Origin of the sequence: Plantibacter sp. MMLR14_011 (assembly GCF_001865025.1) — a bacterium.
Classification (GTDB): domain Bacteria; phylum Actinomycetota; class Actinomycetes; order Actinomycetales; family Microbacteriaceae; genus Plantibacter; species Plantibacter flavus_A.
On the sequence record NZ_MJGW01000001.1, the window covers coordinates 147550 to 159946 of the forward strand.

The 12397-nt window shown below is 69.9% G+C and carries 13 protein-coding genes; 4 read left to right on the top strand and 9 right to left on the bottom strand.

All coding sequences use genetic code 11. The features are described 5' to 3' along the window. Positions 1–52: 52 nt before the first annotated feature. The 7 genes from BIU99_RS00720 to BIU99_RS00750 all read right to left on the bottom strand — a co-directional run bounded on the left by BIU99_RS00720 (position 53) and on the right by BIU99_RS00750 (position 6156). Complete coding sequence (locus BIU99_RS00720) at positions 53–1423, bottom strand: deoxyribodipyrimidine photo-lyase (protein ID WP_071258637.1); 1371 nt, start codon at positions 1421–1423, stop codon at positions 53–55. A 238-nt stretch (positions 1424–1661) separates the two neighbouring features. After that, positions 1662–2222, bottom strand: a complete 561-nt coding sequence (locus tag BIU99_RS00725) for a methylated-DNA--[protein]-cysteine S-methyltransferase (protein ID WP_083397103.1) — start codon at positions 2220–2222, stop codon at positions 1662–1664. After that, on the bottom strand, positions 2219–3721 hold the full coding sequence (locus BIU99_RS00730; protein ID WP_071258639.1) for a DNA-3-methyladenine glycosylase 2: 1503 nt from the start codon (positions 3719–3721) through the stop codon (positions 2219–2221). The genes BIU99_RS00725 and BIU99_RS00730 overlap by 4 nt, the downstream gene beginning before the upstream one ends. Positions 3722–3810: 89 nt before the next feature. Then, entirely contained in the window at positions 3811–4242 is a 432-nt protein-coding gene (locus tag BIU99_RS00735; RefSeq protein WP_064294625.1) for a MarR family winged helix-turn-helix transcriptional regulator, read from the bottom strand. A gap of 378 nt (positions 4243–4620) precedes the next feature. Further along, positions 4621–4989, bottom strand: coding sequence for a hypothetical protein (locus BIU99_RS00740; protein WP_071258642.1), 369 nt, complete (start codon positions 4987–4989; stop codon positions 4621–4623). Continuing rightward, positions 4982–5599 carry a hypothetical protein gene (locus BIU99_RS00745; protein WP_071259268.1) on the bottom strand — a complete coding sequence of 206 codons (618 nt, stop codon included), beginning with the start codon at positions 5597–5599 and terminating at the stop codon, positions 4982–4984. Before BIU99_RS00745 ends, BIU99_RS00740 begins: the two co-directional genes overlap by 8 nt. Next, positions 5596–6156, bottom strand: coding sequence for an RNA polymerase sigma factor (locus BIU99_RS00750; protein ID WP_064294623.1), 561 nt, complete (start codon positions 6154–6156; stop codon positions 5596–5598). Before BIU99_RS00750 ends, BIU99_RS00745 begins: the two co-directional genes overlap by 4 nt. Positions 6157–6338: 182 nt before the next feature. Between BIU99_RS00750 and BIU99_RS00755 the strand changes: the two genes are divergently transcribed. Then, positions 6339–7613 carry an AI-2E family transporter gene (locus BIU99_RS00755; RefSeq protein WP_064294622.1) on the top strand — a complete coding sequence of 425 codons (1275 nt, stop codon included), beginning with the start codon at positions 6339–6341 and terminating at the stop codon, positions 7611–7613. Beyond that, positions 7613–8620: a DMT family transporter gene (locus tag BIU99_RS00760; protein ID WP_083397105.1), complete on the top strand. Its 1008-nt coding sequence runs from the start codon at positions 7613–7615 to the stop codon at positions 8618–8620. Before BIU99_RS00755 ends, BIU99_RS00760 begins: the two co-directional genes overlap by 1 nt. A gap of 81 nt (positions 8621–8701) precedes the next feature. Here BIU99_RS00760 and BIU99_RS00765 read toward each other — a convergent pair whose 3' ends face one another. Together BIU99_RS00765 and upp are read right to left on the bottom strand one after the other, a co-directional pair. Beyond that, positions 8702–9409 (bottom strand): winged helix-turn-helix domain-containing protein, encoded by a 708-nt coding sequence (locus tag BIU99_RS00765; protein ID WP_064294621.1) that lies wholly within the window; start codon positions 9407–9409, stop codon positions 8702–8704. Positions 9410–9911: 502 nt separating this feature from the next. Next, the gene (upp, locus tag BIU99_RS00770) at positions 9912–10544 is read right to left on the bottom strand and encodes a uracil phosphoribosyltransferase (protein WP_064294620.1); all 633 of its coding nucleotides are present in this window, start codon (positions 10542–10544) and stop codon (positions 9912–9914) included. Between the two features lie 51 nt (positions 10545–10595). Here upp and tadA point away from each other — a divergent pair, with 51 nt between their 5' ends. Together tadA and BIU99_RS00780 are read left to right on the top strand one after the other, a co-directional pair. After that, complete coding sequence (tadA, locus tag BIU99_RS00775) at positions 10596–11072, top strand: tRNA adenosine(34) deaminase TadA (protein WP_064294619.1); 477 nt, start codon at positions 10596–10598, stop codon at positions 11070–11072. A 111-nt stretch (positions 11073–11183) separates the two neighbouring features. After that, a complete protein-coding gene (locus BIU99_RS00780) occupies positions 11184–12371 on the top strand; it encodes a MarP family serine protease (RefSeq protein ID WP_064294618.1) in 1188 nt (395 codons plus the stop codon). Positions 12372–12397: the final 26 nt, after the last annotated feature.

Genomic DNA, 12397 nt, shown 5'->3' on the forward strand with positions numbered 1-12397 from the left:
CCCCACCCCGGTCACTGAGCTTGTCGAAGTGTCGCAGGACGACGGCCCGGAGCTACGCCCCCTTGACCTGCTCGTACGCCGCGAGCGCAGCCTGCCTCGTCTCGCCGAGGTCGACGATCGGCTCGGGGTAGTCGGGCGTCCCGAACTCGGGCACCCACCGCTTGATGTACGCGTCGTCGGCGTCGAAGCGTTCGCGCTGTCGCTCGGGGTTGAAGATCCGGAAGTAGGGCGAGGCGTCGAAGCCGCTGCCGGCCACCCACTGCCAGTTGAAGGGGTTGGACGCCGGGTCGGCGTCGACGAGCGTGTCCCAGAACCAGTCCTCGCCGAGCTTCCAGTGGATGAGCAGGTTCTTGGTGAGGAACGACGCCGTGACCATCCGGATCCGGTTGTGCATGGTGCCCGTCGCCCACAACTCCCGCATGCCGGCGTCGACGAGCGGGATCCCGGTCTTCCCGGCGGTCCAGGCGTCGAAGGCGTCGTGGTCGACGTCCGGCCAGGGGAACCGGTCGAAGGCCTGACGCCAGTTGCGCGTCGCGAGGTCGGGGAAGGCGAAGAGGCAGTGGTAGGCGAACTCGCGCCAGCCGAGCTCCTTGAGGAAGGTGGCGCCGTCGTCGCCGAGGTGTCTGCGTCCGTCGCGGGCGGCGTACCAGATCTGCGGCGAGCTGATCTCGCCGAAGCGGAGGTGCGGGGAGAGCCCGGAGGTCGACGGCTGGGCCGGGTAGTCGCGATCCTCGGTGTAGCCGGAGACGCCACCGCCGAGGAAGTCGGCGAGCCGCGCGTCGGCGCCTGCCTCGCCCGGCGTCCACTGCTCGCGCAGTCCCGCAGTCCAGTCGGGCTTCGTCGGGAGCAGGTCCCAGGACTCGAGCTCGTCGCCGGCGGGCGGCTCCGACATCGACGTCAACGTGGTGGGTGCGGGGAGCGGGTGCCTCGGCGGGTTCGCCGCGTGTCGCTGGAGCGACGCCTTCCAGAACGGGGTGAAGACGGAGTACGGCTGGCCCTGGCCGGTGACGATCTCCCACGGCTCGGCGAGGAGGTTCGCGGCGAAGCTGCGCGCGTCGAGGCCGGCATCCTTCAGCTCCGACTTGATCCCGGCGTCGATCTCCCGCTCGGCCGCGCCATAGCGACGGTTCCACAGGACGGCGCCGGCGCCGATCGAGTGGGCGAGTTCAGGCACGATGGTCACCGCACTTCCGGATCGGAGGAGCAGCGTGCCGCCGAGCCCACGGATGTCGTCTCCGAGGGCTTCGAGGCTGTGGTGGAGCCACCACCGGGACGCGCCGCCGAGCGGTCGCAGCTCCTCGCTGTCGTCGAGGACGAACAGGCAGAGGATCGGGGAACCGAGCTCGACCGCCGCGTGCAGTGCGGGATTGTCCGCCAGGCGGAGGTCGTCACGGAACCATACGATCGTCGGTGCGGCAGCCATGCCGTCAGCCTACGCGGACGATCCGTCCGAGCCGTGGGGTTGACCGGACCCGCCCATTCCGGTCATCGGCCGCCTGGTCGCGGCGCCCTCCTCCGGTCGCTGTGCCCTCTCCGGTCACTGAGCTTGTCGAAGTGCCCACGGGCTGACGCCGCCCTTCGACAGGCTCAGGGACCGAGCACGAGTACCTAGGGACCGTGGACGGGTACTCAGGGACCGTGACCCCTCTTCCCCGGTGCGCTCAGCTCAGCGCGGCCTCGCGGTCGAGCAGCGACCGCTTGACGTCGAGTCCCCAGGCGAACCCGCCGAGCGTCCCGTCGGTCCGGAGGACCCGGTGGCACGGGACGAACAGGGCGGGCGCGTTCGTCGCGCAGGCGCTCGCCGCAGCGCGGACCGCCGACGGCCGCCCGCTCGCCGCGGCGAACTCCGTGTAGGTCACCGGGCGTCCCGCGGCGATCGTCCGCAGCACCGTCCAGGCGTGCGTGCGGAACGGGCCGCCGAACTGGGCGACCGGCACCACGTCGATCGCCGTCAGGTCGCCGTCGTAGTACGCGCGGACGGCGTCCATCGCCCCGATCGTCCCCGCCACCGTCTCGGCGGGGCGGTCGGCGGGTCGGATCCGTTCGAGCATGACGCCGATGTCGTCGGACCACCCTGAGGAGAGCACCGCCCCGTCCTCGCGCGCGAGGATCGTGAAGGGGCCGTCCGGGGTGTCGACGGTCTGGCTGGTCGCGGTGAGCAGTGCGCCGGACGCGTGACCGTCACCGCGGCGGATCCTCGTGCTGGAGATGATGGTGGTCATGCTGCTGGACCTTTCTCGAGGGCTGATGGTGCGGAGGACGGTGCCGGTGTGGAGGCCGCCTTCCACAGGTGGAGGCAGAGATAGGAGCGCCATGGGGCGAAGGCGTCCGCTTTCGAGGTGAGCGTGCGCGCGTCGGAGGGCAGACCGAGCCGGCCCGCACCCGTGCGGACGGCGACGTCGCCGGGCAGGAAGGCGTCGGGGTTGCCGAGCACCCGCATGCTGACGTAGTCGGCCGTCCACGGGCCGATCCCCTTCATGGCGAGCAGGCGGGCTCGGAGCTCGTCACGGTCGTCACCGAAGCCGATCGTGAGTTCACCGGACACGAGTGCCCGCGCGACGCCGAGCAGGCTGTCGATCCGCGCTCGGGGCCCGACGAGTGCGGCCTCCCCGCCGTTCGCGATCTGCGTCGCCGTCGGGAAGAGCCGGTGCAGTCCGTGTCGTTCGGGGACCGTCGTGCTCACCTCGTCCGCGACACGACGGAGCTGGGTGCGCGCCGCGGCCACGGTGATCTGCTGCCCGACCATCGCCCGGACCAGCATCTCCTCCGGGTCGACCGCCCCGGGGAGTCGGATGCCCGGTGTGGCCGCGACCGAGGCGGCGAGACGCGGGTCCGTCGCGAGGACGGCGTCGGCGGACGTGGGGTCGGCGTCGAGGTCGAAGAGCCGGCGGACCCGCGAGACGAGCACCGGCAGGTCGGCGAGGTCCGTCACCTCGGCGGTGAGTCGGAGGTCGTCGCCGACCTGCCGGACTTCGAACCACGCCGTGCCACCGGGGAGGGCGAGGAGCCGGGCGTAGTGGTCGGGGCCCGCGAGCTCGACGCCGTCCACCGCCCGTGGGGCGAGCCACGCGAAGACGCCCGCTGCGTCGAACGGGCGGCGGAACGGCAGGGTCAGGGTGATCGAGCCGGGGGCGTGTTCGCCGACCGTCCGGTGTTTCGCGCGTAGCTCACCGGGGGTGAGCTCGAACACCTCCCGCATCGTGTCGTTGAACTGCCGGATGCTCGAGAACCCGGCGGCGAAGGCGATGTCGCCGAAGGGGAGGTCGGTGCCGGTCAGCAGCTGTCGAGCACCCTGCGCACGGTGGGCACGTGCCAGCGCGAGTGGACCCGCGCCCAGCTCGGCGCTGAGGATCCTTGTCAGATGGCGGCTCGAGTACCCGAGACGCGAGGCGAGCCCGGGGACACCCTCGCGTTCGACGACGCCGTCGGCGATGAGGCGCATGGTGCGCGCGGCGACGTCGTTACCGAGGTTCCAGGCGGGCGTGCCCGGGACGGCCTCGGGCAGGCACCGTTTGCACGCGCGGAAACCGGCCTCGTGCGCTGCAGCGCTCGTCGCGTAGAAGGTGACGTTCTCCGGCTTCGGGGTCCGAGCCGGGCATGACGGCCGGCAGTAGATCCCCGTGGAGCTCACGGCCGTGATGAACTGCCCGTCGAAGCGCTGGTCGCGGGCTTGGATCGCGCGGTAGCGTTCGGCGAAGTCCATGCTCCGGGTGTCGTCCATGATCCGAGTCTGACACGCGCCACCGGGTCGGACGAGCGGAAATCGGACACGACAGTGGGGGCCGTCCGCGTCGGGTCAGTCGGCGCGGCTCACGCTCCGCGGAGCTTGTCGCTGAGCGCCGCGAGGGTCGCCATCTCCTGCGGGCTGAGCGAGGTGGTCACGCGTTCGGCGATCGTCGCACCGTGGGCGATGGCGACCGCACGGTAGACCTCGTATCCCGCGTCGGTCATGCGGACGAGGGTGCCGCGGCCGTCGTCCGGGTCGGGGCACTTGCCGACCAGCCCGCGCGCGACGAGCCGATCGACCAGACGGCTGATGCTCGGCTGCGAGAGCAGCACACTCGAGTTGAGGTCGCGCAGACGGATGCGACGATCGGGCTCCCGCGACATCGTGTGCAGGACGTCGTACTCGTTGAGTGAGATGCCGTGGCTCGGGAAGTCGTGCGAGATGTGGCGCATCACGTCGACCTGCGCGCGGAAGAGTGACTCCCACGCGGCGATCGCGAGTCGCCTCTCGTCCATACCTGCTCCCGCTGCCGTCCGACGATCCACCACCTGAATCTATCCTGGACGGACGTCGAGCCGCGCGTCGGGACGAGGTGGTTGCGATCCGTATCGTCTCCGGACATGACGAGAGCCGGTCGCAGAGGCTACGACCGGCTCTCTTTCCCTTGCACCAAGAGTGTCCTGCAATCACATTCCGTCAGCTGCCACAGCAAAACAACCAACGTTCCAAAACCATATAACGGATCGGTAACGAGCGGTAGTTATCAGAACGTTATTTTTACTGGGAGTTGTCCGAGTGCGCTACCAGCGCGGAGCGCGAACGCAGGACGAACCCCTGGAAGCCGGACGCAAGCCGATCCGCGTTCCTGTCGCAGCGGGGACCCTGCCGTCGGGTCAGTCCTGGGAGCCGCTCGGGACGACGTCGATCACGCGGACGGTGATGGACGGAGCGCCCTCGCCGGGGGACGAGGGGAGCCGGTCCGCGATGGCGCGGTGGACCGCCTGCGCGACGGCAGGGGAGGTCGCCTCAGCTGCCACGGAGATGTTGGTGTGGACGGTCAGGACACCTCTGACGCGCCTGACGCTCACCCGTGCCTGCTGGTCGGGCGAGCCGAGCAGCGCACCGACGCCCTCCTTGGCGGCCCGGAGCAGTGTGGGCTCGACGGCGGTCAACCCGTCGACGCCCGGTACCGCCAGCACCACGTCGTCGAGTGAGCTCGCGAGCGCTCCGAGATCGTCGTCCGTCTCCGTCAGGTCATGCATCGTCCCCCGCCTCTCCGATCTCGTCGGCCTCGAAGTGCAGGTCGTCGACGACGATGTCGAGTCCAGCCACGACGAGGTCCGTGTGCTGCTGGAGGCTGGCTGCGACCTCCTCGCGGAACAGCGAGACCGTCTCGGCGACCGACTTGCCCCAACCGATGCTCACGGTGACATGGAGCATGATCGGTTCGCCGATCACGGTGACGTCGCCCTCGAGCACGCAGCGACCCACGAGCACGCCGGGGGTGCGGTCGCCGGCACCGCGGACCAGCCCGCGGACCGTGCCCTCCGTGATGACGAGCGCCGCGTCGTCGTCGGATGCGGCGAACGGGATGTCGCGCCCGGCCTTCGCCTCGCGGCCGATGTTCTCCATGATCCCGCGGATCCAGTCCTGGTCGAGCGCGGTGACCGCCGCCTCGTCCGCCTCCCGCAAGGGCGTGGCCAGCGCGCGGACACGTCGAAGCGACCGGAGGATCCGCTGGCATTCCGGTGAGTCGTCGATCGACGGGTCGGCCGGCAGCATGTCGCGTTCGAGGTAATCCGTGAGGGCGTCGATGCCGTGCGCGCAGCCGCCCGGCTCACCCGGTCCGGGGCCCGGAATATCGGTGTTCATCGCCACCCCTCCATCTCCTTGACCAGTGTCGCCCGAGCCCGTGCGAGACTCCCTCGGACGCTGGCGACGCTCTGCCCCAGTTGTTCGGCGATCTCCTCGTACGAGTATCCGCCGATCTCTCGGAGCACCCAAGCCTGGTGCTGTCCGTGCGGCAGTCTGTCGAGTGCTGCTGACAGTGCTCCCAGCTGCGACGATGCCTCGGCCTTCCGTTCGGGTCCGTCGCGCTCCGGGGCCTCGATGATGGCGTCGTCGGTCGACTCGGTGTCCTTGCGCTGCCGCATGAGGTCGATCGCCCGACGGCTGACGATGCGCATCAGCCAGCTCTTGACCATCGCGCCGTCCTCGAGCGTGTCGATCCGCTTCCAGGCCGAGATGAGCGCCTCCTGGACGACGTCGTCGCCGTCCGCCGAGGAACGCGTGAGTCGCACGGCGTACGCCTTCATCATCCGGCCGTAGCGCGTGATGAGCACCTGGAACGCGCGGGTGTCGCCGTCGACGCACCGTTCGACGAGGGTGCGGTCGGTCGCCTGGTCGAGGAGGCCGGCCGATGTGCGCACTGGATCAGCTCCCACCGTCGCACCACCTCTCTGTTCCGGCCCGAGACGACTTCCGCCGATTTCGTCGTACCGGACCGTGACATCAGCGGGTCGGGCTCCGTCTCACTACTGTAGGCACAGAGCGGCGGTCCATGTGAACGCCCCCAGCACCACGACGGCATCATCACCGAGGAGACCGCACCATGAAGACCCCCAAACTCCGGTTGCCCGGGTTCTCCTCCACCCCGGAGGAACGCGAAGCCAGGCGCGCCAAGCACCAGGAAGCCAAGCAGGAGCGTGCGGCGAAGGCCGCCGCATCCTCCCCGCCGTCGGCCGCCGTGGTCGCCGCCCTCCAGCCGTCGGCTCCGAGCGTCCGTATCAACGCGTTCCGGATCGGACTCGTGGGTGGCATCGGCGTCCTCGTCGCGCTCGTGATCGGGAGCATCGTCTCGCAGCTCAGCACCACGCTGATCTACGTCGGCGTCGCGCTCTTCATCGCGCTCGGCCTCGACCCGCTCGTGTCATGGCTCGAGCAGAAGCTGCCGCGCGGCCTCGCCATCGCCGTCGTCTTCCTCGCCGTGATCGGCGCGTTCGTCGGGATCATCTTCGCCATCGTGCCGTTGCTCGTGACGCAGATCTCGAACTTCGTGAGCGACTACCCCCGGATCTCCCAGCAGTTCCTCAACAGTGACTTCGTCGCGTGGGTGCAGAACACGATCGGGAACACGCTCGACATCGACTCGGCGCTCAACGACGCGTTCTCGTTCCTCAAGGACCCCAACAACCTGCTGAACATCGGTGGCGGCATCGTCGCGGTCGGAGCGGGGGTCGCGTCGGGCATCACCGGCTCGATCATCGTCCTCATCCTGACCCTCTACTTCCTCGCCTCCCTGCGGTCGATGAAGGCCGTCACGTACCGATTCCTCCCCGCCTACCGCCGCGAGGGCTTCGCTCAGGTGCTCGAGGAGATCACCCAGGCCGTCGGGCGATACGTGGTCGGACAGGTCGGACTCGCCCTGGTCAACGGTGTGTTGAGCTTCATCTTCCTGAGCATCATCGGAGCGCCGTTCCCGCCGCTGCTCGCCCTGCTGGCGTTCATCGGATCGATGATCCCGCTCGTCGGCACACTCAGCGCCTCGATCGTGAACAGTGCGCTCTGCCTCTTCGTCTCGCCGGTGACGGCACTCATCGCGATCATCTACTACCTGATCTACATGCAGATCGAGGCGTACTTCCTCAGCCCGCGCATCATGAACAAGGCGGTCGCCGTCCCAGGAGCCCTCGTCGTGATCGCGGCGTTCGGTGGCGGCGCCCTCGGCGGCATCCTCGGAGCCCTCGTCGCGATCCCGGTCGCCGCGTCGATCATCATCATCGTGCAGAAGGTCGTCTTCCCGAGCCAGGACTCCAAAGTGGTACCGGAGAACAAACTCGGTGACGCCGAGACGGCGGCCGTCGGCACGAGTGCGGCGGCGAAGTGATGGCGGCCACGTCGTTCCCGGCCCTTGCGGCCGGCGCCCTGCTGCTGTCGGGTACAGCCGGTGTCGTCGCGCAGTCCGCCCGCACTGCGGTCGACATCGACATCCCCACGATCAGTGTCACGCCGTACCAGGCGATCGGCATCCCGATCGCGCTCGTCGGAGCGTTCTTCCTCGCGGTCGGGACGCAGTTGCAGTCCCGCGGTGTCGGCAAGGTGGAGGCGGCGTCCTCGGCCTTCGGTCTGAAGCAGCTGCCGCAGCTCCTCGGGCGTCCGTCCTGGCTCATCGGGACGCTGCTCCTCGGCCTGGCGATCGTGTTCCAGCTCGTCGCGCTCGGTTTCGCTCCGCTCATCGTCGTGCAGCCCCTGGGGGCGATCGCCCTCGTGATCACGGCGCTCCTGAACGCCAGGGTCACCCGGGTCAAGATCACGAAGGAGCAGACCCGCGCGATGGTGCTCTGCGTCGCCGGTATCGGTCTCTTCGTGATCGTCGCGGCGCTGTACGCGGTGGAGGAGCCGATCCGTCAGCCGCAGCTCATCATCATCCTCATCATGCTCGCGGTCGTGACCGCTGCACTCGCGGCGGCGTACGCCCTGTGGCGACGGAAGCTGCACACCGTCTTCTACGTGGTCGCGGCCGGTGTGCTGTACGGCTTCGTCGTCACGCTCGCGAAGGTGGTCATCAACCGGGTGATCACGCAGAACTTCGAGGGGCTCACCGTCGTCGGCATCATCGGCCTGCTCGTGGCCGCCGGGCTCGGTGGCTTCTTCGTCCAGAAGGCGCACCAGAGCGGGCAGCCGGACCTCGTGGTCGCCGGACTCACCGTCGTCGACCCGCTCGTCGCGGTCGGCATCGGCATCGTGGTGCTGGGCGAGGCTTCGAGCGCCCCTTGGTACGCCCTCGTGCTGTTCGTCGTCGCCGGAGCGGTGGCCGTGTTCGGCGTCTGGAAGCTCGCGATGCGACCGGTCCCGGCTCCCGGCGACAAGCCGAAGAAGCCCCGCGTCATCTGACGCAGAACCTTCGACGGGCCCGATGAGTGGAACACCCACGCACCGGGCCCGTCGTCTCGTCGGTGGGGCCGCCGAACCGGCTCAGAACAGGTCGGGCGACGGGGTGCTGGCGTAGCGGATCGAGACGTCCGCGTGGCGGTCGAAGCGGTAGCCGACACCGCGCACGGTGCGGACGATGTCCTCGTAGCGGCCGAGCTTGGCGCGGAGGCGACGAACGTGGACGTCGATGGTCCGCTCGTTCGGAACCTCTTCGTCGTCGCCGGCGCGCCACAGCGAGGAGATGAGCTCCGCGCGCTCGATCGTGCGTCCCTCGCGGAGGACGAGGTACTGGAGGAGCTCGAACTCCTTGTACGTGAGCGGCGCGGCCTCGTTGTCGAGGACGAGGCGCTTCCGGGAGATGTCGACGACGACACCCGCGTGGGCACGGTCCTGCTCCTCCTCGTCGACCTCGTCACGGTGGGCCGCGAGTGCCGAGGGGTCCTGCAGGGCGAGCCGGACGACGTCGAGGTCGCGGCCGCCGGCACCGCGCGGGGCCAGTGCGACGGCTGCGTGCGTCTCGGCCTCCGGGGCGAACTGGGCGGTCAGGGCCTTGATGGCCTCGACGATCTCACCGAGGCTCGTGCCGGCGGCCGCCGCCTTCGCCTCGTCGAGGCCGACGTAGAGGACGAAGCCTCGGGCTTCGGGGCCGGCCGGAACGGCACGGACGTGCGGGGTCGCGGCCCGAGGTGCGTCCTCGACGGCGGCGAGCTGGCGGGCGGGGCGGGTGGTCTGAACGGCTGCAAGAGACATGGGTGCGAAGTCCTCGGGAGTGATGATGCTGCGACGGATCGTGCGCGGTGCGCTCGGGGTGATCCCGCTTGCCGGTGGGCAGTTGCGGTCCCGCGATCCGGGAAGTGGCGCGTCGGCCGGGTGCGGACGGGGTGCGTCCGGGAGTCGGCTCACCTGGTGGGGGAGCGGCGGACTCGGAGGTGCTGGGAGCAGTGGAGCGGATCCATATGGATCGCTACCGGTGCTGGAGGAGTCGGATCAGCGACACATTCGACAGCACATGACAGCGCGGCCGGGCATCATCATGCCGGCGTTCCCAGGGGCCTCGAAGGAGGTCAGGGTGGGCGCGTTGGTCGTCATAGTCCGCAATACAACAGGAATCCCCCGGATCCTGTCAAGTGCGAGCGGAAGATGACGTTCTGTTACTCGGGGATTGCCAGCTGGCGGCACAACTGAGATGAGGCGGATCGTCGTCCAGCACGGGGATGGACGACGATCCGCCTCATGTCGGCGGGAGCAGGGGTCAGACGACGCCGTAGAGGCGGTCGCCGGCGTCGCCGAGCCCGGGGACGATGTACCCGTTCTCGTCGAGCTTCTCGTCGAGGGCGCCCAGGACGATCGTGACGTCCTTGCCGGCCGTCTCGGCCTCGAGGCGCTCGAGCCCTTCGGGGGCGGCGAGCAGGCAGATGGCGGTGACGTGCATCGCACCGCGCTGGAAGAGGAAGTCGATGGCAGCCGCGAGCGAGCCACCGGTCGCGAGCATCGGGTCGAGCACGAAGCACTGGCGGTCGGACAGGTCGTCGGGGAGGCGTTCCGCGTAGGTGGTGGGTTCGAGGGTCTCCTCGTTGCGCACCATGCCGAGGAAGCCCACCTCGGCGGTGGGGAGCAGCTTCACCATGCCCTCGAGCATGCCGAGGCCGGCCCGCAGGATCGGGACCACGAGCGGACGCGGCTCGCTGATCTTGACGCCGACCGTCTCGGTGACGGGCGTCTGGATCGTGATCTCCTCGACCGTGACGCCGCGCGTCGCCTCGTAGGCGAGCAACGTGACGAGCTCCTCGGTGAGGGCACGGAACACCGGTGAGGGTGTCGTCTTGTCGCGCAGCACCGTGAGCTTGTGGGTGATGAGTGGGTGGTCGGCTACGTGCACTCGCATACGATCAATCTAGTCGCTCGCGCGGCGACCAGGATTTCGGGGAGATGACGGATGCACGCACCGGCCGAGTTCGCCGTGTGGATGGACCTCGCCGTCGCCGAGGCCGAGGCGGCCCTCGCCAGCGACGACGTCCCGGTGGGCGCGGTCCTCGTCGCCCCGGACGGCACGGTCGTCTCCGTCGGGCGCAACGAGCGCGAGCTGCACACCGACCCGACCGCCCACGCCGAGGTGGTCGCCATCCGGGCTGCCGCGGCCGCGCTCGACGACTGGCACCTCACGGAGCTGACGCTCGTCGTCACGCTCGAGCCCTGCGTGATGTGCGCCGGCGCCATCCTCGCCGCCCGGATCCCAAGGGTCGTCTTCGGGGCCTGGGACGAGAAGGCCGGTGCGGTCGGATCCGTCTACGACGTCCTGCGCGACCGGCGACTGCAGCACCGCGTCGAGGTCTACGCGGGCGTGGAGGCCGAGCGCTGCTCGACGCTCCTCACCGACTTCTTCCGGGGCGCGGACGGCGTCGGAGCCTCCTGAGGGCGCAGGCGGCCCCGGAGATCTCCATGCGTCGACAGGATCGCTGACCGGATGCGGCTGCTCCCAGCACTTCCGGAGCCCGTTGTCGGCGGGTGATGGCAGGATCGCAGGATGCAACCCGGCGTGATCCTCGACATCATCCTCGTCGTCGTCCTGATCGGCTTCCTGATCCGCGGGTGGCGTGCGGGGCTCCTCGGGAGCCTCGGCGGGCTCGTCGGGCTGGCGGCCGGCGGGGTCGGCGCGTTCTTCGCGATCCCGCTCGTCGCCTCGTGGGTGCCGGACGCGGCCTGGCGTGGCTGGGCGGCGGTCGCGGCGGCGGTGGTCGTCCTCGCCGTCGGCTACACGATCGGTGCGTTCATCGGCGGGGCCATCGGCTCCGTCGTCCGCAAGACCCCGCTGCGCGGTCTGGAACGGCTGCTCGGCGCCGCCCTCAACCTCGTCGTCACCGCGCTCGTCCTCGTGACCGCGGCACTCGGTGTCGGCTCCCTCGGCATCCCGCTACTCGCCCAGGCGGTCGGGTCGTCCGCGGTGATCGGCACGATCGACCGCGTCACGCCCGTGGAGGTGAAGAGCACGCTCGCGCAGCTCCGCTCCACGGTGGTCGACGGTGGGGCCCAACGCGTCATCGAGGCGTTCGGCGGAACCGCGGACGTACCCGCCGCCCCGCAGCTCGACACCTCGACGCCGGCGCTGCAGACGGCCTCCGCGTCCGTGGTGCGCATCAGCGGCACCGCCGAGTCCTGCTCGCGGAGCCTCACCGGAAGCGGCTTCGTCTTCGCCGACGACCTGGTCATGACGAACGCGCACGTCCTCGCCGGCGTGACGAACCCGGTCGTCGAGGTCCCGGGGTCCATGCCTCGGGAAGGGCGGATCGTCTACTTCGACCCGGTCGACGACCTCGCCGTCATCCGCGTCGACGACCTCGGCGCCCGATCGCTGCCGCTCGCACCGAATCCGGCGCCCGGATCGAACGCCGTCGTCGCCGGGTATCCGTTCGGCGGCCCGTACACGGCCGGTGGCGCGCAGGTCATCGTGGTGGGGCCGAGCCTCGTCGCCGACATCAGCGGGAACAACCCGACGAGCCGTCAGGTCGTGACGCTGTCCGGGACGGTGCAGCCGGGCAACTCCGGTGGCCCGCTGCTCACCGAGTCCGGTGAGGTGGCGGGCGTGATCTTCGCCCGCGATGCGAACTCCGCGCCGGTCGGCTACGCGCTGGCGATGGACGAGGTCCTGCCCGTCGTCGCGCTCGCCGGGTCACTGCAGTCCGCGGTCCCGTCGGGCGCCTGCCTCGCCGACTGAGTCGGCCGCGCACGTGCCGCCGAGCA

Excerpts from the sequence above, each read along its gene's own strand:
- BIU99_RS00720 (WP_071258637.1), bottom strand. The coding sequence starts at position 1,423 with ATGGCTGCCGCACCGACGATCGTATGGTTCCGTGACGACCTCCGCCTG.
- BIU99_RS00725 (WP_083397103.1), bottom strand. The coding sequence starts at position 2,222 with ATGACCACCATCATCTCCAGCACGAGGATCCGCCGCGGTGACGGTCAC.
- BIU99_RS00730 (WP_071258639.1), bottom strand. The coding sequence starts at position 3,721 with ATGGACGACACCCGGAGCATGGACTTCGCCGAACGCTACCGCGCGATC.
- BIU99_RS00735 (WP_064294625.1), bottom strand. The coding sequence starts at position 4,242 with ATGGACGAGAGGCGACTCGCGATCGCCGCGTGGGAGTCACTCTTCCGC.
- BIU99_RS00740 (WP_071258642.1), bottom strand. The coding sequence starts at position 4,989 with ATGCATGACCTGACGGAGACGGACGACGATCTCGGAGCGCTCGCGAGC.
- BIU99_RS00745 (WP_071259268.1), bottom strand. The coding sequence starts at position 5,599 with ATGAACACCGATATTCCGGGCCCCGGACCGGGTGAGCCGGGCGGCTGC.
- BIU99_RS00755 (WP_064294622.1), top strand. The coding sequence starts at position 6,339 with ATGAAGACCCCCAAACTCCGGTTGCCCGGGTTCTCCTCCACCCCGGAG.
- BIU99_RS00760 (WP_083397105.1), top strand. The coding sequence starts at position 7,613 with ATGGCGGCCACGTCGTTCCCGGCCCTTGCGGCCGGCGCCCTGCTGCTG.
- BIU99_RS00765 (WP_064294621.1), bottom strand. The coding sequence starts at position 9,409 with ATGTCTCTTGCAGCCGTTCAGACCACCCGCCCCGCCCGCCAGCTCGCC.
- upp (WP_064294620.1), bottom strand. The coding sequence starts at position 10,544 with ATGCGAGTGCACGTAGCCGACCACCCACTCATCACCCACAAGCTCACG.
- tadA (WP_064294619.1), top strand. The coding sequence starts at position 10,596 with ATGCACGCACCGGCCGAGTTCGCCGTGTGGATGGACCTCGCCGTCGCC.
- BIU99_RS00780 (WP_064294618.1), top strand. The coding sequence starts at position 11,184 with ATGCAACCCGGCGTGATCCTCGACATCATCCTCGTCGTCGTCCTGATC.